At 39.9% G+C, this 19,235-nt stretch carries 16 protein-coding genes; 1 reads left to right on the plus strand and 15 read right to left on the minus strand.

The window, feature by feature from the left end:
* Positions 1-93: 93 nt before the first annotated feature.
* The gene (locus tag J7Q84_RS10355; RefSeq protein WP_209094457.1) at positions 94-954 is read right to left on the minus strand and encodes a class II fructose-bisphosphate aldolase; all 861 of its coding nucleotides are present in this window, start codon (positions 952-954) and stop codon (positions 94-96) included.
* A 220-nt stretch (positions 955-1,174) separates the two neighbouring features.
* Positions 1,175-1,543, minus strand: a complete 369-nt coding sequence (locus J7Q84_RS10360; protein WP_209094458.1) for a response regulator — start codon at positions 1,541-1,543, stop codon at positions 1,175-1,177.
* A gap of 169 nt (positions 1,544-1,712) precedes the next feature.
* Here J7Q84_RS10360 and J7Q84_RS10365 point away from each other — a divergent pair, with 169 nt between their 5' ends.
* Positions 1,713-2,237, plus strand: coding sequence for a DUF2529 domain-containing protein (locus J7Q84_RS10365; RefSeq protein WP_209094460.1), 525 nt, complete (start codon positions 1,713-1,715; stop codon positions 2,235-2,237).
* A gap of 163 nt (positions 2,238-2,400) precedes the next feature.
* Here J7Q84_RS10365 and J7Q84_RS10370 read toward each other — a convergent pair whose 3' ends face one another.
* From J7Q84_RS10370 to J7Q84_RS10430, 13 genes are all read right to left on the minus strand, one after another.
* Positions 2,401-3,201 (minus strand): serine hydrolase, encoded by an 801-nt coding sequence (locus J7Q84_RS10370; protein WP_209094461.1) that lies wholly within the window; start codon positions 3,199-3,201, stop codon positions 2,401-2,403.
* Entirely contained in the window at positions 3,158-4,045 is an 888-nt protein-coding gene (locus tag J7Q84_RS10375; RefSeq protein ID WP_209094462.1) for a C40 family peptidase, read from the minus strand. The genes J7Q84_RS10370 and J7Q84_RS10375 overlap by 44 nt, the downstream gene beginning before the upstream one ends.
* A 96-nt stretch (positions 4,046-4,141) precedes the next feature.
* Entirely contained in the window at positions 4,142-5,749 is a 1,608-nt protein-coding gene (locus tag J7Q84_RS10380; protein WP_209094464.1) for a peptide ABC transporter substrate-binding protein, read from the minus strand.
* Complete coding sequence (locus J7Q84_RS10385; protein ID WP_209094465.1) at positions 5,746-6,777, minus strand: ABC transporter ATP-binding protein; 1,032 nt, start codon at positions 6,775-6,777, stop codon at positions 5,746-5,748. Before J7Q84_RS10385 ends, J7Q84_RS10380 begins: the two co-directional genes overlap by 4 nt.
* Positions 6,778-6,782: 5 nt before the next feature.
* Positions 6,783-7,703, minus strand: coding sequence for an ABC transporter permease (locus tag J7Q84_RS10390; protein WP_209094467.1), 921 nt, complete (start codon positions 7,701-7,703; stop codon positions 6,783-6,785).
* Positions 7,704-7,714: 11 nt separating this feature from the next.
* The gene (locus tag J7Q84_RS10395; RefSeq protein WP_209094468.1) at positions 7,715-8,647 is read right to left on the minus strand and encodes an ABC transporter permease; all 933 of its coding nucleotides are present in this window, start codon (positions 8,645-8,647) and stop codon (positions 7,715-7,717) included.
* Positions 8,648-9,043: 396 nt separating this feature from the next.
* On the minus strand, positions 9,044-10,651 hold the full coding sequence (locus J7Q84_RS10400) for a CTP synthase (RefSeq protein WP_209094472.1): 1,608 nt from the start codon (positions 10,649-10,651) through the stop codon (positions 9,044-9,046).
* 338 nt (positions 10,652-10,989) lie between these two features.
* A complete protein-coding gene (gene rpoE / locus J7Q84_RS10405; RefSeq protein ID WP_209094474.1) occupies positions 10,990-11,532 on the minus strand; it encodes a DNA-directed RNA polymerase subunit delta in 543 nt (180 codons plus the stop codon).
* A 360-nt stretch (positions 11,533-11,892) separates the two neighbouring features.
* The gene (gene icmF, locus J7Q84_RS10410; protein ID WP_209094539.1) at positions 11,893-15,132 is read right to left on the minus strand and encodes a fused isobutyryl-CoA mutase/GTPase IcmF; all 3,240 of its coding nucleotides are present in this window, start codon (positions 15,130-15,132) and stop codon (positions 11,893-11,895) included.
* Between the two features lie 9 nt (positions 15,133-15,141).
* Complete coding sequence (locus J7Q84_RS10415) at positions 15,142-15,789, minus strand: TetR/AcrR family transcriptional regulator (RefSeq protein WP_209094476.1); 648 nt, start codon at positions 15,787-15,789, stop codon at positions 15,142-15,144.
* A gap of 228 nt (positions 15,790-16,017) precedes the next feature.
* A complete protein-coding gene (locus tag J7Q84_RS10420; RefSeq protein WP_209094481.1) occupies positions 16,018-17,157 on the minus strand; it encodes an acyl-CoA dehydrogenase in 1,140 nt (379 codons plus the stop codon).
* A 15-nt stretch (positions 17,158-17,172) separates the two neighbouring features.
* Positions 17,173-18,306 (minus strand): acyl-CoA dehydrogenase, encoded by a 1,134-nt coding sequence (locus tag J7Q84_RS10425; protein WP_209094482.1) that lies wholly within the window; start codon positions 18,304-18,306, stop codon positions 17,173-17,175.
* A 36-nt stretch (positions 18,307-18,342) separates the two neighbouring features.
* A complete protein-coding gene (locus J7Q84_RS10430; protein WP_209094540.1) occupies positions 18,343-19,191 on the minus strand; it encodes a 3-hydroxybutyryl-CoA dehydrogenase in 849 nt (282 codons plus the stop codon).
* Between the last annotated feature and the right edge of the window lie 44 nt (positions 19,192-19,235).

A 19,235-nucleotide genomic window follows, 5' to 3' on the forward strand; every position in this document is an offset into this window, starting at 1 on the left:
CTGTAAAATGGTGACGTTTACATTATACAACGAAATGAAACCGTCTAAAAGTCTAGACGGTTTCATTTCGTTTTTCTTAATATTCCCAATTTATTAAAATGCTTTTTGACTGGAACCGAATTCTCGCATTTTGCTGATTACTGTTTGTTTAATCGCTTCACGGCCCGGTACGATATATTTACGTGGATCATACACTTCTGAATTGCTGTTTAATATTTCACGAACCGCTTTTGTAAACGAAATTTGATTTTCAGTATTCACATTAATTTTTGAAGTCCCTAAAGAAATTGCTCTTTCGATATCATGAGTCGGAATACCCGTACCACCATGCAGTACTAATGGTACACCAGTTAAATTACGAACTTCTTCCATTTCTTTAAAGCCTAAGTTTGGTTCACCTTTGTAAGGACCATGGACAGATCCTAATGCCGGCGCCAAGCAATCAACACCAGTACGTTTTACAAGCTCTGCACACTCAGTTGGATTAGCATAGATTACACCATCAGCTACTATGTCATCTTCTTGACCGCCTACTGTACCTAATTCTGCTTCAACAGATACATTACGCTCATGAGCATATTGTACTACTTGTAAAGTAGTTTCTACGTTTTCTTCAAACGGATGGTGAGAAGCATCAATCATAACAGATGTGAAGCCGGCTTCGATAGCTTCTTTACATTTAGCAAAGCTAGAACCGTGATCCAAATGAATCGCTACAGGAACTGTAATCTTCATATCCTCCATTAGCCCTTTAACCATCATAACTGTTGTTTTGAAACCGCCCATATGACGCGCAGCACCCTCAGAAACACCTAGGATAACAGGAGACTTTTCTTCTTCTGCAGCAGCTAAAATAGCTTGTGTCCACTCTAAGTTATTGATATTGAACTGACCTACTGCATATTTACCTTCTAATGCTTGGTTCAGCATATCTTTCATTGAAACTAAAGGCATGGGTGAATCCTCCTTATAACAAGACCATTTTTTATCCGATAAGTTCTTATCAAGTGGTAGTATGACCATCAGTAAAACAAGATATGTAATGAAAACATACCGGACATTTTTCTACATTCCATAGCATACCAACTTGGCTGAATAATCTCAACCAAATTAATTCGTAAACCTTTAAATGAAAGCGTTTTTTCGAAATTTTTTTAAAATTCGTCACATTCCGCTATGCATTTACCGCTACTTCATTACGTACTGCTTTACGAATTTCATCAATATCGAACGGTTTTGCAAAGTGAGATAGTGCTCCTAAATCCTTTGCTTCTTGAATCATATCAAGCTCTCCGTATGCTGTCATAAGAATCACTTTAATATCTTTATCGATTTCTTTTACTCTCTTTAATATCTCCAGTCCATCCATTCCAGGAATTTTCATATCTAAAATAACTAAATCCGGACGGTCTTTTTTCACAATATCAATCGCTTGGAATCCGTTGGCAGCCTGGTAGGTTTGATACCCCTCTTTTTGAAATACTTCATTTAATAAAATACGAATTCCGTATTGATCGTCCACAATCAAAATTTTCCCGTTCATTTACCCCACCCTTTCCATTAATGGTTATATATTGTTGTTTGTATTTTCTCCAAATATGCTACCCACATTAATTCTATGTAAATTATTTTTTTCCTGCTTTCTGCAAAGTTTCCCCTTTTTCTTGAAATTGATTATAATGATTGTCGAAACACCAAAAGGAGGGAACTTTGTGCTAAAAATATTTTCCACACAATTGACTGGCTATTTCAAACAAATTGCTGAAAAGGAAGAGCTGAATATAGAGGACGGAGCAAGACTGCTGGCACAGGCACTTGTCGGTCATGGGACTATTTACATACATGGAACAAAAGAAATGGAAGCGATTGTATTAGAAGCAACAATGGGAGAAGAACCTTTGACAAATACAAAGCCATTATTTACCGAAGGAAAAATGGCAAATATCACACCAGCAGACCGAGTCCTTCTGTTCACTCGCTTTTCCAATGATCAAGTTACAATTGAATTAGCGAAAAAGTTGCAGGATGAAGGGGTGGCAGTTGTAGGAGTATCCGCACTGCAAGATGCAATAGATTCGCTCCAGCAGGTCGTGGATGTTCATATCGATACAAAACTAACTAAAGGACTAATCCCAGACGAAGATGGAACCCGTTATGGCTTCCCAAGCATTATGACAGGTCTATTTGCTTATTATGGAGTAGTGTTTACTATAAAAGAAATATTAGCAGATTACTAAACAATCTTTGGTCAAACAAAACAAAGTATTTGGTGAAGTTGCTGCCAAGAGGTATTTTCACGTCCTGTTTTATAAGCTGGAACAGGCCGAAAGCTTGATACCAAGGCATCTAGAATCGGCTCTGCTTAGCTTGGCTGCAACAAAACTAACTAATATCTATCCGCTATGAAATCAAATATTGTGCAATCCGCTTTCCAATCTGTGATTGTATGTAATTTGTATACGGTTCATCTTGAATATTTGAACAAAGCAACGCCGCATAGATGACACGGCCCCCTGCTTGAAATCGAGCAGTATCATGAACCACTCCCTGCAAGCCGCCCGTTTTATTTGCTACCTTTACTCGCGTTTCATATTCTAATGCTCCAGGTAATTTTTCACGAAACTGTTGCTCTAAGAGCGGACGATAAAATAAATCTTGCAAAGGGGAAGTGTCCATATAATGAAGCAGCTTTACCATGTCTCGTGCCGTAGTAAAATTATCGCCTCCTGCTTCTTCTGGGTCCTGCAGCATATATCGATTGAGTGCCGTGTTCGTAAGTCCCAGATCCTTTATGGTTTGCTGAATAGGAACCATTCCTATTTTTTTGATAGCCCAATTTGTAGCATCGTTATCAGACACTGTAATCATCAATGTCAGCAGATCGTGTGCAATAAGAACAGCCTCTTCCCTAAAAGATGCAATTACTCCGCTCCCCTTTACTTTACTGAGTACCGAACAAGAGACGGTTTCATTTAAATCCAATATATCTTGTTCAGCTTGAAATAAAGCAGTTGTTAAAATAGGCATCTTAATTAAACTGGCTGACCGATGGATAATGTCACTTTGATAGTGATACGTTACTTCTCCTTCTAATGCAAGACTCACAGTACCCTCTATTTTTTGTAAAAGCTGTTCAATATCCAAGAAAAATGACATGTTACGCATTCCATACTCTACGTATATTACAAAGAGCCCCTTCATAATATGTACCCGCCAAATCAAGTATTTCAATGGAAGAACCGGTCATCGGTGCATGCAGCATTTTCCCTTCCCCTGCGTATACTCCTACATGATGAATCTTTCCATTACGTGCAAAGAACAGCAAATCTCCTGGAAGCCACGCTTCTTTTGCGACTTCCACTCCCATTTTTGCTTGGTCATGGGCATCCCGAGGAATCGAATATCCACATGCTTTTGCTAATGTATGAGTAAGTCCAGAACAATCATATCCCCATGCACTCATTCCGCCCCAAAGGTACGGCAATCCTAAAAATTGTATGCCATACGCCAGCAAGTCGTTCCCTTGTTTCTTATCAACTGGCTGCATGCCATTTATCACAATCCCAGCTTCACTCTTTATCTTTCGTATTCCATCAGGAACAGCAACAAATGTCCACTCTCCTTCTTCTTTTATAACCGGAAGGGTTGTTTGAAACACGATAGACTGCTTGGAAGATTCCTCTTCATCCCATAGCAGTGCTTCTGGTACCATAATGACAAAGTGCCTCTTTTGTCCAGAAACCCCTTGTTCTAATTGAGATTTATGCATCCAACCTGGGTATCCTTGTTCATTTTTAGAGGATGCTTGCGATAATACCGCTACCTCTGCCCATTCTCCTTCCTCTTTTAAAATTTCCACTTGATCGCCCAAAAGCACTTGTGTTTGCATTAAATTATCTTCATATAATTTCATCCGCTCTTTATGTGCCAAACTGTCTATCCAATATTTCATCCACCCTGAAGCAGCAAGAGCTAATTTAAGCCATTCTCCTTCTACAGGATGTGTCCACACATTTGCGACAGGTACACGTACTGTTGCCTTCATGTTTTCTCCTCCTCTTGTTACAGACAAAACCACCGCCAAAAAGCGATGGTTTTGCTTTAATCTTAAAAATTTCTTGGAACGAGGTGTCTAACTACTTTATTTCTTATCTGCCCATTTTAATTCTAGATAACCAACTGGGTGATGAACAACACCTGTTATATTATCTTTTTGCAAATATGTTTGAGCGTAGAAGTATAGAGGAACTACAGGCAATTCTTTCAGCAATAACTGCTCTGCTTGATATAGATACTCAAAGCGCTGCTTTTCCTCTTTCTCTTGCTTAGATTTCTTAATTAACTCATCGTACTGTGCGTTGCTCCAAGCTGTACGGTTCATGATATTACCCGTCGTAAAGTTTTCTAAGAAATTGACAGGGTCTCCGTAATCAGCAAGGAACGAGCCGCGAGAAAATTGGAATTTACCTGCTTTTTGATCTTCGGAGAACACATTCCACTCCATGTTCGCAATCTTAATATCTACTCCCAATGCTTCGTTTATCATTTGCTGCAGAGCCTCTGCTACCATCTTATTGCCATCACTCGTGCTATATGTCAACGTAACTTCCGGAAGGGCTTTGTATCCTTCTTCCTTCATGCCTTCCTCTAATAACTGTTTAGCTTTTGCTGTATCTGTCTTAATTAAATCACCGTTATGTTTACGGAAATCCTGACCGCTTGCATCCTCAAAGCCGTACGATACCATACCATATGCTGCCTTTTGTCCTTGGCGCTTTACATACTTTGCTATCTTCTCTTGATCAATTGCCAACGAAAAGGCTTCGCGAATTTTTTGGTTTTGGAAAGGCTCCATATTAACATTGAATCGATAAAATTCTAAGCCTGCTTGATCTTCCATTTTTACTTTCCCGTCTTCTATCAACTTTTCCGCTAACGCAGAAGGAACACTGGAAGAGTCTAATTCATTTGTTTGGTACATTTGATACTCTGTATTGGAATCGTTAATCATTGCCCATTTCACACCATCAAGCTTAACAGACTTTGCATCCCAATAATGCTCATTCTTCTCAAATACCATTTCTTTGGAATGCTCCCATTTTGTAAGCTTAAATGGACCGTTTCCTACAAATGTAGCTGCTTCTTTTGCCCAGTCTGCATTGTTTTCTACAACATCCTTAGAAACCGGGAAGAAAGAAGGATTCGTAATAACGCTTAAGAAAAAGGCTTGCGGACTTGTTAACGTTACTTCAAATGTATTTTCGTCTACTGCTTTCACCTTTACATCATCTGCAGAGCCTTTCCCTGTATTATATGCTTCAGCTCCTTCAATGAAGTAAGCTAGGAATGCTGCTGGAGACGCCAATTCAGCACTTAACATACGCTTCCATGCATATTCAAAATCCTCTGCTGTTACAGGTTTGCCGTTAGACCATTTTGCATTCTTACGCAAATGAAACGTATAGACTTTACCATCAGAAGAAACATCCCATTTCTCTGCTGCTGCAGGTTCTGGCTGATGATCTTTGCCTAGACGCGTCAAACCTTCCCCGAGGTTATTCAACGCATTCCAAGATACCCCGTCAAATCCAATTGGAGGGTCAAAGCTTGTCGGCTCATTGCCGTTATTCAAATTTAAAATCTTCTTTGCTTCTTTGCCTTTCTCAGGTGAAGCAGATGAATCCTGCTTTGCCGTACATGCACTTAGCATGAGCAACATTGTCATTAAAACTGCTAACCACTTCTTCATACGATTACCCCTTTCCCATTATATATTTGTATAGCACTTGAGGAAAATGCTTGCCTTGCCCGCGGATCCTGAAGCCAGCATGCCGTTTTATGCTCTTGTTCAATGACTGTCATAGGCGGGTATATTGTATCGCATACCTCCATTGCCATCGGACAACGATCTACAAAGCCGCATCCTTTTGGCGGCTGGAATAGGTCCGGAGGTGTTCCTGGAATGCTTTGCAGCACATCCTCGCGTTTACTATTTAGATTTGGAATACTTTCTAACAAGCCTTTTGTGTAAGGATGTGCCGGCGCTTTAAAAATATCGCTGGAATCCCCTGTTTCCACTAGTTTTCCTGTATACATGACCATGACTCGATCAGCAACTTGCGCCACAACACCTAAGTCATGTGTAATAAGTAAAATAGATAAATCCAGCTTTTCCTTTAAATCCTCTAGCAGTTCCAATATTTGCGCTTGAATGGTAACATCCAACGCCGTTGTTGGTTCATCCGCAATCAAAAGAGAAGGATTGCAAGCAAGTGCCATGGCTATGACTATACGCTGCCGTTGCCCGCCACTAAAATGGTGTGGATATTGGCCAACCCTTACTTTCGGGTTAGGGATCCCTACTAAATCCAGCAGGTCCAAAGCGCGTTCCTTCGCTTGCCTCTTCGTGATACCCAGATGGGTAACCATTCCTTCAGTCAGCTGTGTTTCGATTGTAAGGGTAGGATTCAAGCTTGTCATCGGATCCTGGAAAATCATCCCCATGCGCCGTCCGCGCAACGCTCGCAGTTCAGAAGAGGTAAGGGATAACACAGCCTGATCTGCAACTTTAATAGAACCATTGACTTGTACAGCTTTATTTGACTGAATCATACCAAAAATACTTTTTGCCGTGACCGACTTACCTGATCCAGATTCTCCTACTAGGGCTACGGTCTCTCCTCTTTCAATAGAAAAGGATACTCCTCGAACTGCCTGTACAAATCCTCCATATGTACGAAATGCAACCTCTAAATTTTCTACTTCTACAAAACTCATAGTTGTTAATCCCCTTTCCGCAGTTTCGGATCAAGGGCATCCTGCAGACCATCCCCTAAGACGTTAAAAGCGAACATCGTTAAGGAAATAAATATCGCAGGGAAGAAAAGACGCCACCAATCTCCGGTTAGAATAGCGGATAATCCATCATTCGCAAGTACACCCCAGCTTGCAAACGGCGCTTGAATACCCAGTCCTAAAAAACTTAAAAACGACTCTGCAAAAATAGCAGATGGAACAGAGAGTGTCATATTTACAAGAATAGGGCCAACTGTGTTTGGAAGCAGTCCTTTCAAAATAACACGAAACGTACTTGCTCCCAACGTTTGAGAGGCTAAAATAAATTCTTGTGATCGCAGCTGCATAACTTGTCCGCGCACGATTCGTGCCATGCCGACCCAGCCTGTAATGGTGAGGGCAATAATAATAGTGTGAAGACCCGGTCCCATTACAACCATAAGTAAAATAACAACCAATAAATAAGGAATACCATATAAAAGCTCTACAAAACGCATCATATAGTTATCTGTTTTTCCGCCTTTATATCCAGAAAACCCGCCATACAATACACCAATGGTCATATCGATAAGCGCAGCTATGACCCCGACGAACAAGCTGATTCGAGCTCCGTACCAAACACGGGCAAATAAATCACGCCCAAGCTCATCTGTTCCAAACCAATGCTCGCCACTTGGAGGCTGGCTTCCCTCCACTACATTTTGCTGTGAAACATCATAAGGAGATATAATGGGTCCAATTACGGCACCCAAAAATAAAATCCCTAAAAAAACCAGCCCTGTCATCGCCAATTTATTTTTCTTTAATCGGCGCCATCCGTCTTGCCAGTAGGATAAAGATGGTCGTACAACTGCTTCTGCATTCCCTTTTCTTTCCCGTTGCACAAATAAATGATCTATTGATTCCACTTCTGTTCACCTCACTTTTGATGATGCAGTTTTATACGCGGATCCAGCCAGCTATAAATGAAGTCTACAATTAACAACATAACAATTAATAAGATGCTATAAAAAATGGTTGTCCCCATAATAACTGAATAATCACGATTGTTAATGCTCTCTACAAAATACTTACCCATCCCCGGGATAGCAAAGATTTTCTCAATAACAAAACTTCCTGTTAATACACCAGCTACCAATGTACCCAAAATGGTTATAATAGGGAGTAAGGCATTTTTCAGTGCATGCACAACCACGATACGTGCAGGATGCAGACCTTTCGCATGTGCAGTTTGGATATAATCTTGCGTTAATACTTCTAACATGCTGCTTCGTGTTAAACGGGCGATAATCGCTGTAGGCCCCGTCGCCAAGGCAATAGTCGGTAAAATCATATGCTTCCAGCTTTGCCAGGTAGCAACCGGTAAAATCCCCCAATTTACTGCAACTTGTTGAATTAAAAAGGTAGCTAAAATAAAGCTCGGTACAGAAATACCAATAACAGCAAACGTCATAGCTATATAGTCAATAACCTGATTATGACGCAATGCAGCAATAATCCCTAAGGTAATCCCAGTCAAAACAGCTAATAAAATAGCATACATTCCAAGTTCAGCACTGACGGGAAATCCGCGGCTGAGCAGTTCATTTACGGAAGTACCCGATTGCTTCATGCTGATTCCTAAATCACCTTTTAAAAGAGAAGCAACATAATAGAAAAATTGAATATGTAACGGCTCGTCCAAATGATAACGCGTATTCAAATTCTCCATAACAGCATCGCTTGTTCCTTTACCTTGATCTTGATTGAACGGGGAACCAGGAACACTGTGCATGAGTACAAATGTAACAGCTATGATAATGAGCAACGTAACTAATGTAGATAATATACGGCGAATTAAATATTGAAACATAACTTCCCCCCTTTGATGTAATGTTATTTCTCATTTTTCACCTAAAATTAAAATTAAAAATATTCAGAACTATTATAAATTATACAGAAATTTCACGGAATTTGATAGATTTTTTTACAAATTTCATTTTATTATTGAAATTTTTCTTCAATTTCTTATTAGGGAATTATTATTTTTATATATAAATTTAAAAATGATATATCTTATTAAATGTATATTGTATGCACTCTTCGTTTGAATCATATGACACCGAATTTATTATAGTCACTTACACCAATCCCTATATAAGAACTCCCTTATGTTCTTATATACCGCAAACTGAAATGACTAAACATAGTCTCCATGCATAACTTCCATAAAAAAGCGACTATCCATTTGGATAGTCGCTCTCATAATTTACTTATTCTCTTTATTGATGATAGATGCTTGTACAAAATCATGGAATAATGGTTGTGGTCTTGTTGGACGTGATACAAATTCCGGGTGGAATTGAGATGCCACAAACCAAGGATGGTTTTTAATTTCAATGATTTCTACCAAGCGGCCGTCAGGGCTTGTTCCAGAGAAGATAAATCCTGCATTTTCCATCTCTTGACGGAATTGGTTATTGAACTCATAACGATGTCTATGACGCTCATATACAACCGGCTCACCGTAAGCATTGAATGCTTTTGTTTCTTCCATTAGCTTACAAGGGTATAATCCAAGACGAAGTGTTCCGCCTAAATCCTCTACATCTTTTTGCTCAGGAAGCAGGTCGATAATCGGATACTTTGTATTCGGATCAATTTCAGCAGAGTGTGCTCCCTCTAATCCCAGTACATTACGTGCAAATTCGATAGAAGCCAGCTGCATACCTAAACAAATTCCTAAGAATGGAACAAGGTTTTCACGCGCATATTGAGTAGCAAGAATTTTCCCTTCAATACCGCGGTCACCAAATCCACCTGGTACAAGAATGCCATCTGCATCTCCCAGTAATTCTTGTACATTTTCTTTTGTTACATGCTCAGCATTAATCCAATTGATTTCGATATCAGAATCAAATGAATATCCAGCATGGCGAAGTGCCTCTACAACAGAAATATATGCATCTTGTAATTCAACATACTTTCCAACCAAAGCAATCTTTGTTTTTTTAGATAAATTACGTACTTTATCTACTAACGCTTTCCACTCTGTCATTTCTGCAGGCTTTGTATCCAACTTCAAATGGTCACAAACGATTTGATCCATATTCTGTTCTTGTAATGATAAAGGAACAGCATATAGTGTATCTGCATCTTGTGCTTCAATTACAGCTTTTTGGTCGATATCACAGAACAGAGCAAGCTTATCCTTCATTTCTTGAGAAACTGGCATCTCTGTACGAACAACAATAATATTTGGCTGAATACCAAGACTGCGTAGCTCTTTTACGCTATGCTGAGTTGGCTTTGTTTTCATTTCGCCAGCCGCTTTAATGTAAGGAATCAATGTACAATGAATATACATTACGTTGTCACGGCCGATATCACTCTTAATTTGACGGATTGCTTCAAGGAATGGCAAGGATTCGATATCTCCCACTGTACCGCCAATCTCTGTAATAACAACATCTGCATTTGTTTCGCGCCCTGCACGGAAGACACGTTCTTTCAGCTCATTCGTAATATGAGGAATAACCTGTACCGTTCCTCCCAAATAATCTCCGCGACGCTCTTTTTGAAGTACAGCAGAATATACTTTCCCTGTTGTTACGTTGCTGTATTTGTTTAAGTTAATGTCGATAAAACGTTCATAGTGCCCAAGATCCAAGTCCGTCTCTGCTCCGTCATCAGTTACGAATACCTCACCATGTTGATACGGACTCATTGTTCCAGGATCCACGTTAATATAAGGGTCAAACTTTTGAATTGTTACATTCAAACCGCGATTTTTGAGCAAACGCCCAAGGGAAGCAGCCGTAATCCCCTTTCCTAATGATGAAACAACACCGCCAGTCACAAAAATATACTTAGTCATAATGTTCTCCCTTCTGTTGTTGAACTTTCTATATTCACCGTCGCTAAGCAACGTATGTAGGAACAAAGGTGCTCATATTTTAATATAACCTTTTTTTAGAAAAGCTTTATAAAAACAAAAAAGAAAATTGCATCCCTGCCGTACCATACGTAAAGAGGGAGCAATTTTCTTATATATTCATCAGTAATTCTAATTCGATCTTTTTTAAAGAGCCCAAAAAGTATTCTACATAGCCTTATTTAAAAAGTCAATAAGAATCTTCATCCTTTTCAATAGACAATATTATTTGAAAATAAAAAAGCGGACACAAGTCCGCCTTTCTCATTGTTACTCATCAATTACGCTTCTTCATCTTCTTCAGTTTCATCATATTCTACTTCATCTTCTTCAATATAATCTTCGTCTTCATCATCTAAATCTTCGATATCATCTTCATCATCAAGATCATCAAAATCTTCTGCTTCATCATCATCTAAATCTTCTTCATCCAGATCTTCTATCTCATCGATATCTTCAAGATCATCATAATCTTCCTCTTCTTCTGCAACAAATTCATCCATATCCTCTTCTGAAGCCTTACGCTTCTTCTTAGGTTTTGGCTGAGGCAATACTTCCTCTTCAATTTGTTCATATGGATACCAGCTGCGAAGACCCCAACGACCTTCTCCTATACAAATGAAACGTCCATCGATATTTAAATCTGTGTAGAATTGAGATAGTTTGTCGACTACTTGTTCTTCTGATAAACCCAAGATATTTGCCACTTCGCTGACTACGTCTGAGAAAGTGATAGCTTGCTTTCGGTTTTCCATAATGGCATGAGCAAGCTCAATCATGGATAATTCCTTTAATTCTTCCGGTGAATACTGCTCTAATTTCAAGCGAGGCACACCCTTTCTTTAAAATGTAAGAGTTTATAAAGTAAAACTTGTATCAGCCGGATATATTCCTTTGCACTGATAGTTAGTTAAATCCATCTGACCTTATCGTGGTTCTTTCCATTCTGCCTTTTCGATTGCTTTCATCCCCGAATCAGCATTTTACTGCCTATTCATGCAAGATTACAGTGCCTTCTAGCTGCCATTCCACTACGTTCCTACATAAAACCCGTATAGTATGTAGTCTCATTATAGGTTCAATACAAAAAAATCCATACCACTCATTATAAACAAAACTACATCAAATATGCCACATAAACAAGTGCATTATACAAAAAAAAGAGGAAATCAACAATGATTTCCCTACATGTTGCGGCGGTACTGTCCTCCTACTTCATATAAAGCACGTGTAATTTGTCCGAGGCTTGCTACTTTAACAGTTTCCATCAACTCTGCAAAAATATTTCCGCCCGACATTGCAACTTGCTGCAGACGCTTTAATGCCACTTCTGTTTCATCTTTATGCGTATCTTGGAATGCTTTTAAATTAATGATTTGTGTTTCTTTTTCTTCATAAGAAGCACGAGCGATTTCCATATTATTTACATCTTCCTCCGATGCCGAATTCGGATTCAAATATGTGTTTACCCCGATAATCGGCAACTCGCCTGTATGCTTCTGCATTTCATAATGCATAGATTCATCTTGGATTTTACCGCGTTGATATTGTGTTTCCATAGCGCCAAGAACGCCGCCGCGATCATTGATACGATCGAACTCTTGTAGTACTGCTTCCTCCACAAGGTCAGTCAGTTCTTCAACGATAAAGGAGCCTTGCAACGGATTTTCATTCTTTGTTAAGCCATGCTCTTTGGTAATGATTAACTGAATAGCCATCGCACGTCGTACAGATTCTTCAGTTGGTGTTGTAATCGCCTCATCGTAAGCGTTTGTATGAAGTGAGTTACAGTTATCATGAAGAGCCATCAGCGCTTGCAATGTTGTACGGATATCGTTAAATGCAATTTCCTGTGCGTGCAAAGAACGTCCGGATGTTTGTACATGGTACTTAAGTTTTTGACTGCGTTCGTTTGCTCCATATTTTTCCTTCATAATGATAGACCAAATGCGGCGCGCCACACGTCCGATTACTGTATATTCTGCATCCAAACCGTTACTGAAGAAGAAAGAAAGATTTGGCGCAAAATCATCAATCTTCATACCGCGGCTCAAATAATATTCTACATAGGTAAAACCGTTCGCAAGCGTAAAAGCAAGCTGAGAAATCGGATTTGCTCCTGCTTCAGCGATATGATATCCAGAGATAGAGACTGAATAATAATTACGTACCTTGTTATCAATAAAGTATGCTTGAATATCTCCCATTAAGCGCAACGCAAATTCAGTGGAGAAGATACATGTATTTTGTCCTTGGTCTTCCTTAAGAATATCGGCTTGCACTGTACCGCGCACTGTTTGTAATGTTCTTGCTTTTACTTGTTCGTATTCTTCCACTGTTACCTTACGTCCAAGCTCCTTCTCTGTTGCTTCCACTTGCTGCGCAATAGCTGTGTTCATAAACATAGCTAGAATAATCGGAGCAGGACCATTAATCGTCATGGATACAGACGTAGAAGGAGCACATAAATCAAAACCTCCATACAGCTTCTTCATATCATCCAGTGTACATACGTTCACACCGCTCTCACCTATTTTACCGAAAATATCCGGACGATAAGATGGGTCTTCTCCATATAATGTTACAGAGTCGAACGCTGTACTTAAACGTTTCGCATTATCATCCTTGCATAGATAATGGAAACGGCGATTCGTACGTTCAGGTGTTCCCTCTCCTGCGAACTGTCGCTTCGGATCTTCATCAGCACGCTTGAACGGGAATACACCAGCCGTATACGGGAATTGTCCCGGTACATTTTCCTTACGTACCCAACGTAGAATTTCCCCGTAGTTGCTGTACTTTGGAAGCATTACCTTTGGAATTTCTGTTCCGGAAAGTGTTTTCGTTTTTAAGCTTGTGCGGATTTCTTTATCACGGATTTTTGTAATAAACTCATCACCCGCATATTGCTCTTTTACTGCATCCCATGTGTCAAGAATCATCTTAGCTTGCGGAGAAAGAGCATTTTCATAGCTATGTTTTACTGCTTGCAACGCTTCTACAGCTTGTAAGTCTCCATCTTGCTCTTTAATTGCTTCAGCTGCTCCTTCAATTTGGAATACACGTTCAGCCACTTTCGCTTGTTGCTCCGTGCTCTTATGATAATTGCGCACCGTATCAGTGATTTCACGCAAGTAATAACGACGATCATTCGGAATAATCACATTTTGCTTTTCTACTTTTCCTGCCTTGATTACTTGCGGCTGCAAGTTCATCTGTGTCTTTTGATTAATCAATTCTACCAGCTTCAAGAATACGTTGTTTGTACCTGAGTCATTAAATTGACTTGCAATTGTACCATATACAGGCATATCTTCAAGTGGAAGTTCAAATAGCATATGACTGCGCTGATACTGCTTTTGTACTTGACGTAATGCATCTTCAGATCCTTTACGCTCAAATTTATTAATGACAATAAGGTCAGCATAATCAATCATGTCAATTTTCTCTAACTGTGTCGGTGCACCGAATTCACTTGTCATTACATACATACTCATATCGCTGTACTCTGTAATGCCTGCATCCCCCTGCCCAATTCCGCTTGTTTCTACAATGACTAAATCAAAGCCTGCTGCTTTTGCAACTGTAATCGCATCTCTGATGGCAAGAGAAAGCTCAGAGCGTGATTCACGTGTCGCCAAGCTTCTCATATATACACGCGGAGAATTGATTGCGTTCATACGAATACGGTCTCCAAGCAAAGCGCCGCCTGTTTTTTGTTTTGTCGGATCGATAGAAATGACTGCAAGTTTCATTTCCTGGAATTCATGTAAGAAACGGCGAATAAGTTCATCCGTTAAAGAACTTTTTCCAGCGCCACCTGTTCCTGTAATACCAAGTACTGGTGCAGCACCCTTTACTCGCTCAGATAAAGATTGAAAAATCGTGCTTCCCGTTCCAACACTTTCTTCCGCAAGTGTAATTAATCTCGCAATTGTATTTGTGTCGAGTTGCTCGATTTTTTCAAGCTCCTTCGTTAAATCACCCGCTGTCAGGAAATCACACTCTTTCAGCATTTCATTGATCATGCCCTGTAATCCTAAGCGACGTCCATCTTCCGGAGAGAAAATCTTTGTAATTCCATGCTGATGAAGCTCATCTATTTCACGCGGAATGATAACACCGCCCCCGCCTCCGTAAATACGAATGTGGGAAGCACCTCTTTCCTTCAATAAATCGTACATATATTTAAAGTATTCTACATGTCCTCCTTGATAGGAAGAAATAGCAATACCTTGCACATCTTCTTGAATCGCAGCATTAACGATTTCTTCTACTGAACGATTATGTCCTAAATGAATAACTTCCGCACCGCTTGCTTGTAAAATACGGCGCATAATGTTGATGGACGCATCATGCCCATCGAATAAACTGGAAGCTGTTACAAAACGTACTTTATGTTTTGGACGGTATACTTCAATCACAGCCATAATTCACTCTCCCATTTTTAAATATGTTTCGTTCATATGAACACCTGTAAGTAGATACTTTGTTTGCATTTCTATATATTCCTCAAGTGTATACAGCTTTTGAAGAACCCATCGGCGAAAGCCCCACATTTGTCCTTGTACAAAAATATTGTGGGCAATGAGCTCAATTTCACGATCTGTTAAGAAAAATACATTGTTCTCTACACATTGCTGAAGAATACACTCAAACATGTGTACCATTTCAAGCTCTTTTTTTAATACATACGGAATGGACTCCTTAGAAAGCGACCGTACTTCCTGATACATAATTAAAACTTCCTCTTGGAGCTCATCCATAACCTTAAAATAGTTGGCAATCGCCATCTTCAAACTTTCCAGACTTCCTTTTTCGATGTCTAATACTTGCTCAAGACGCAATTTTACATTTTCATAGATGCTGTCACATACTAAATACAATACGTCATCCTTAGTACGAATATATTCATATAGAGTGCCGATGCTAAAACCTGCCGCCTTTGCGATTTCTCTTGTTGTGGTACGATGGAAGCCTTTCTGTTTAAACAACTGCACCGCGCCCTTAATCATTTGTTCACGGCGGATTTCAATTAATTTTTCATCTTTTACCGATGCCTTTATAGTGTGCTTCCCCATAATTCACCTCTAGAAATGCTTTAAGAAAAGCGGATCCGAAACGGTTGTTCCGCAGACCGCAAGAGCTATCCATGCATTAACGAAATCCCAACGAATGAGACTTTTACAAGCAATTCCCCCGCTTGTACTCCGTGCTTTCTCACAGTCTTAAAGCGGGGCTTTGCTTTCCGTTCATGTAGAATAAATGCTTATCTTTCTAGTAAAAGCTGCTGCTTCAAGTTCTTCTACTTACTTAGCCAGCATACGAGAGATAACAAGTCTTTGAATTTCCTGCGTTCCTTCATAGATTTGTGTAATTTTTGCATCACGCATAAAGCGTTCTACCGGATAATCCTTTGTATAACCATAACCACCAAAGACTTGAACTGCTTCAGTCGTTACCTTCATCGCTGTGTCCCCAGCAAACAGTTTAGACATAGCGGATTCTTTTCCATACGGGAGTCCCTCAGATTCAAGCCAAGCAGCTTGATATGTTAAAAGTCTGGATGCTTCAATTTTTGTAGCCATATCAGCCAATTTAAATGCAATTCCTTGTTGAGCCATGATGGACTTACCAAATTGATATCTTTCTTTAGCGTATTCCACTGATGCATCTAATGCCCCTTGTGCAATACCAACAGCTTGAGCAGCGATTCCGTTTCGTCCGCCATCCAATGTTTGCATTGCAATTTTAAAGCCTTGACCTTCCTCACCAAGAAGGTTTTCCACTGGAATACGGCAATCTTCAAACATAATTTCAGTTGTAGGTGAAGAACGAATACCAAGCTTTTGTTCTTTCTTTCCTACAGAGAAACCAGGTGTTCCACTCTCTACAATAAATGCACTTGTACCGCGTTGCTTAGAAGTTGGGTCAGTTAAAGCAAAGACCACATAGATATCAGCTATCCCGCCATTTGTAATAAAAATTTTCGAGCCGTTCAAAATATAGTGGTCACCATCACGTTTCGCAGTTGTTCTCATGCCTCCAGCATCTGAACCCGAGCTAGGCTCTGTTAAGCCGTAAGCTCCAATTTTCTTTCCTTCTGCCATCGGGCGTAAGAATTTTTGCTTTTGCTCTTCTGAACCAAATTTATAAATCGGCCACCCTGCTAAAGAAGTATGAGCGGATAATGTGACACCTGTAGATGCACATACACGGGAAAGCTCTTCTACTGCGATAACATATGCTAAGTAATCGCTACCGATACCGCCGTATTCTTCAGGCCAAGGAATCCCTGTTAATCCAAGCTCCGCCATTTTATCGAAAATTTCACGGTCAAAACGCTCTTCTTCATCACGCTCTGCAGCTGTAGGAGCTACTTCATTTTTTGCAAAATCACGTACCATTTTACGAATCATTTCATGTTCTTCTGTTAATTTAAATTGCATGGAAAATATCCCCCTCTATAAATTCTTGCTGATTACTAATCTTTGGATTTCACTTGTACCTTCATAAATTTCGCATACTTTGGCATCACGGAAGAAGCGCTCTACTGGATAATCCTTCGTATAACCGTAACCGCCAAACACTTGCACCGCTTCAATTGCTACTTCTACTGCTGTCTGGGATGCAAACAACTTTGCCATAGATGCTTCCTTACCACATGGAAGACCTTGTGCACGTAAGGATGCAGCACGGTATACAAGCAGCCTCGCTGCTTCAATGCTTGTTGCCATATCCGCTAATTTAAAAGCAATCCCCTGCTGTGCTGAGATTGGCTTCCCAAACTGTTGGCGCTCCAATGCGTAATCATTCGCACATTGCAATGCAGCTTCTGCAATTCCCAATGCCTGTGCCCCGATACCGATACGTCCTACATCAAGGTTGGCCATCGCAATTTTAAAGCCTTCGCCTTCCTTGCCAAGCAAGTTCTCTGCCGGTACCTTCATATCCTCAAATGTTAACTGTACCGTTCTTGACCCGCTCAAGCCCATTTTATGTTCATCTTTTCCGATGATTAAACCAGGTGTATCACGTTCTACAATAAATGCTGATACTCCTCGTTTTCCTTCTTCCGGATTAGTAGAAGCAAAAACAATATAAGTGTCTGCCTCGCCACCATTCGTAATAAACACTTTAGAACCATTAATAATATAATAATCGTCCTTCTTAACAGCCTTAGATTTTAAGCTGCCTGCATCCGAACCTGCGCTCGGTTCCGTTAAGGCAAAGGCACCTAAATATTCGCCGCTCGCAAGCTTTGGAATATACTTTTGCTTTTGCTCTTCTGTTCCAAAGTATAAAATAGGATTCGTACCTACAGATGTATGAACTGCTAAGATAACACCCATAGTCGCACTTACACGGGATATCTCATTAATTGCTAAAACATATGAGATAAAATCCATTTCCGCCCCGCCATATTTTTCCGGGATCGGAACCCCCATTAAGCCGAGCTCGCCCATTTTTCTCAATATTTCCCTAGGAAATTCTCCCGTTTCCTCCATTACTTGGACAAAAGGAGCGATTTCATTCTGAGCAAAATCACGTACCATCTTGCGCATCATTTCTTGTTCTTCTGTTAATAAAAAGTTCATCTGTTTCACCTCATCTGTTGATAAACTAGAAGATTATTAATACTCGTAAAACCCTCGTCCTGTCTTTTTACCTAACCAGCCTGCTTTTACATACTTTCTTAGCAATGGACATGGACGGTATTTATCATCGCCAAAGCCTTCATGAAGTGTTTCCATAATATATAGGCATGTATCTAAACCAATAAAGTCAGCCAGCGTTAATGGTCCCATCGGATGATTCATACCAAGCTTCATTACTTCATCGATAGCCTCTTTTGTTGCAACACCTTCGTATAATGCATAAATTGCTTCGTTAATCATCGGCAATAAGATACGGTTGGATACGAATCCAGGGAAGTCGTTTACTTCAACCGGTGTTTTTCCGATCTCCTTCGTAATATTTTCAATTGCTTCATATACTTCATCCGCTGTAGCTAAGCCACGAATGATTTCTACAAGCTTCATAACCGGTACCGGATTCATAAAGTGCATTCCAATTACCTTTTCAGGACGATTGGTTGCTGCTGCAATTTCTGTTATAGGTAATGAAGAAGTATTTGTTGCCAGGATGGCATGCTCTGGTGCAATTTGATCCAACTGAGCAAAAATTTGCTTTTTAATGTCCATTCTTTCTACTGCTGCTTCAATGATAAGGTCTGCATCTTTTGCACTTTGAATATCTAATGCTGAAGTAATGTTATGTAACGTTTCTTGCTTTTCTTCCTCTGTCATACGTCCTTTTTCTACTTGGCGAGAAAGGTTTTTCGTAATCACACTGATACCCTTATCTACTTGTTCCTGCTTCAGGTCTTGCAATACTACCTTGTAACCTGCCATCGCACATACTTGAGCAATACCAGATCCCATTTGTCCTGCACCGATTACCATTATGTTTTGTACCTTCATCATCGCTTCCTCCTCTATTTATAGTGGGAGAAGAGCTCTAGCTG

Origin of the sequence: Bacillus sp. 165, assembly GCF_017742235.1 — a bacterium.
In the GTDB taxonomy this organism is placed as follows: Bacteria; Bacillota; Bacilli; order Bacillales; family Bacillaceae_G; genus JAGHKQ01.

Coding starts and splice junctions, on each gene's coding strand:
- J7Q84_RS10355 (WP_209094457.1), bottom strand. CDS start 954: ATGCCTTTAGTTTCAATGAAAGATATGCTGAACCAAGCATTAGAAGGT.
- J7Q84_RS10360 (WP_209094458.1), bottom strand. CDS start 1,543: ATGAACGGGAAAATTTTGATTGTGGACGATCAATACGGAATTCGTATT.
- J7Q84_RS10370 (WP_209094461.1), bottom strand. CDS start 3,201: ATGAAGGGGCTCTTTGTAATATACGTAGAGTATGGAATGCGTAACATG.
- J7Q84_RS10375 (WP_209094462.1), bottom strand. CDS start 4,045: ATGAAGGCAACAGTACGTGTACCTGTCGCAAATGTGTGGACACATCCT.
- J7Q84_RS10380 (WP_209094464.1), bottom strand. CDS start 5,749: ATGAAGAAGTGGTTAGCAGTTTTAATGACAATGTTGCTCATGCTAAGT.
- J7Q84_RS10385 (WP_209094465.1), bottom strand. CDS start 6,777: ATGAGTTTTGTAGAAGTAGAAAATTTAGAGGTTGCATTTCGTACATAT.
- J7Q84_RS10395 (WP_209094468.1), bottom strand. CDS start 8,647: ATGTTTCAATATTTAATTCGCCGTATATTATCTACATTAGTTACGTTG.
- J7Q84_RS10400 (WP_209094472.1), bottom strand. CDS start 10,651: ATGACTAAGTATATTTTTGTGACTGGCGGTGTTGTTTCATCATTAGGA.
- J7Q84_RS10415 (WP_209094476.1), bottom strand. CDS start 15,789: ATGGGGAAGCACACTATAAAGGCATCGGTAAAAGATGAAAAATTAATT.
- J7Q84_RS10420 (WP_209094481.1), bottom strand. CDS start 17,157: ATGCAATTTAAATTAACAGAAGAACATGAAATGATTCGTAAAATGGTA.
- J7Q84_RS10425 (WP_209094482.1), bottom strand. CDS start 18,306: ATGAACTTTTTATTAACAGAAGAACAAGAAATGATGCGCAAGATGGTA.
- J7Q84_RS10430 (WP_209094540.1), bottom strand. CDS start 19,191: ATGAAGGTACAAAACATAATGGTAATCGGTGCAGGACAAATGGGATCT.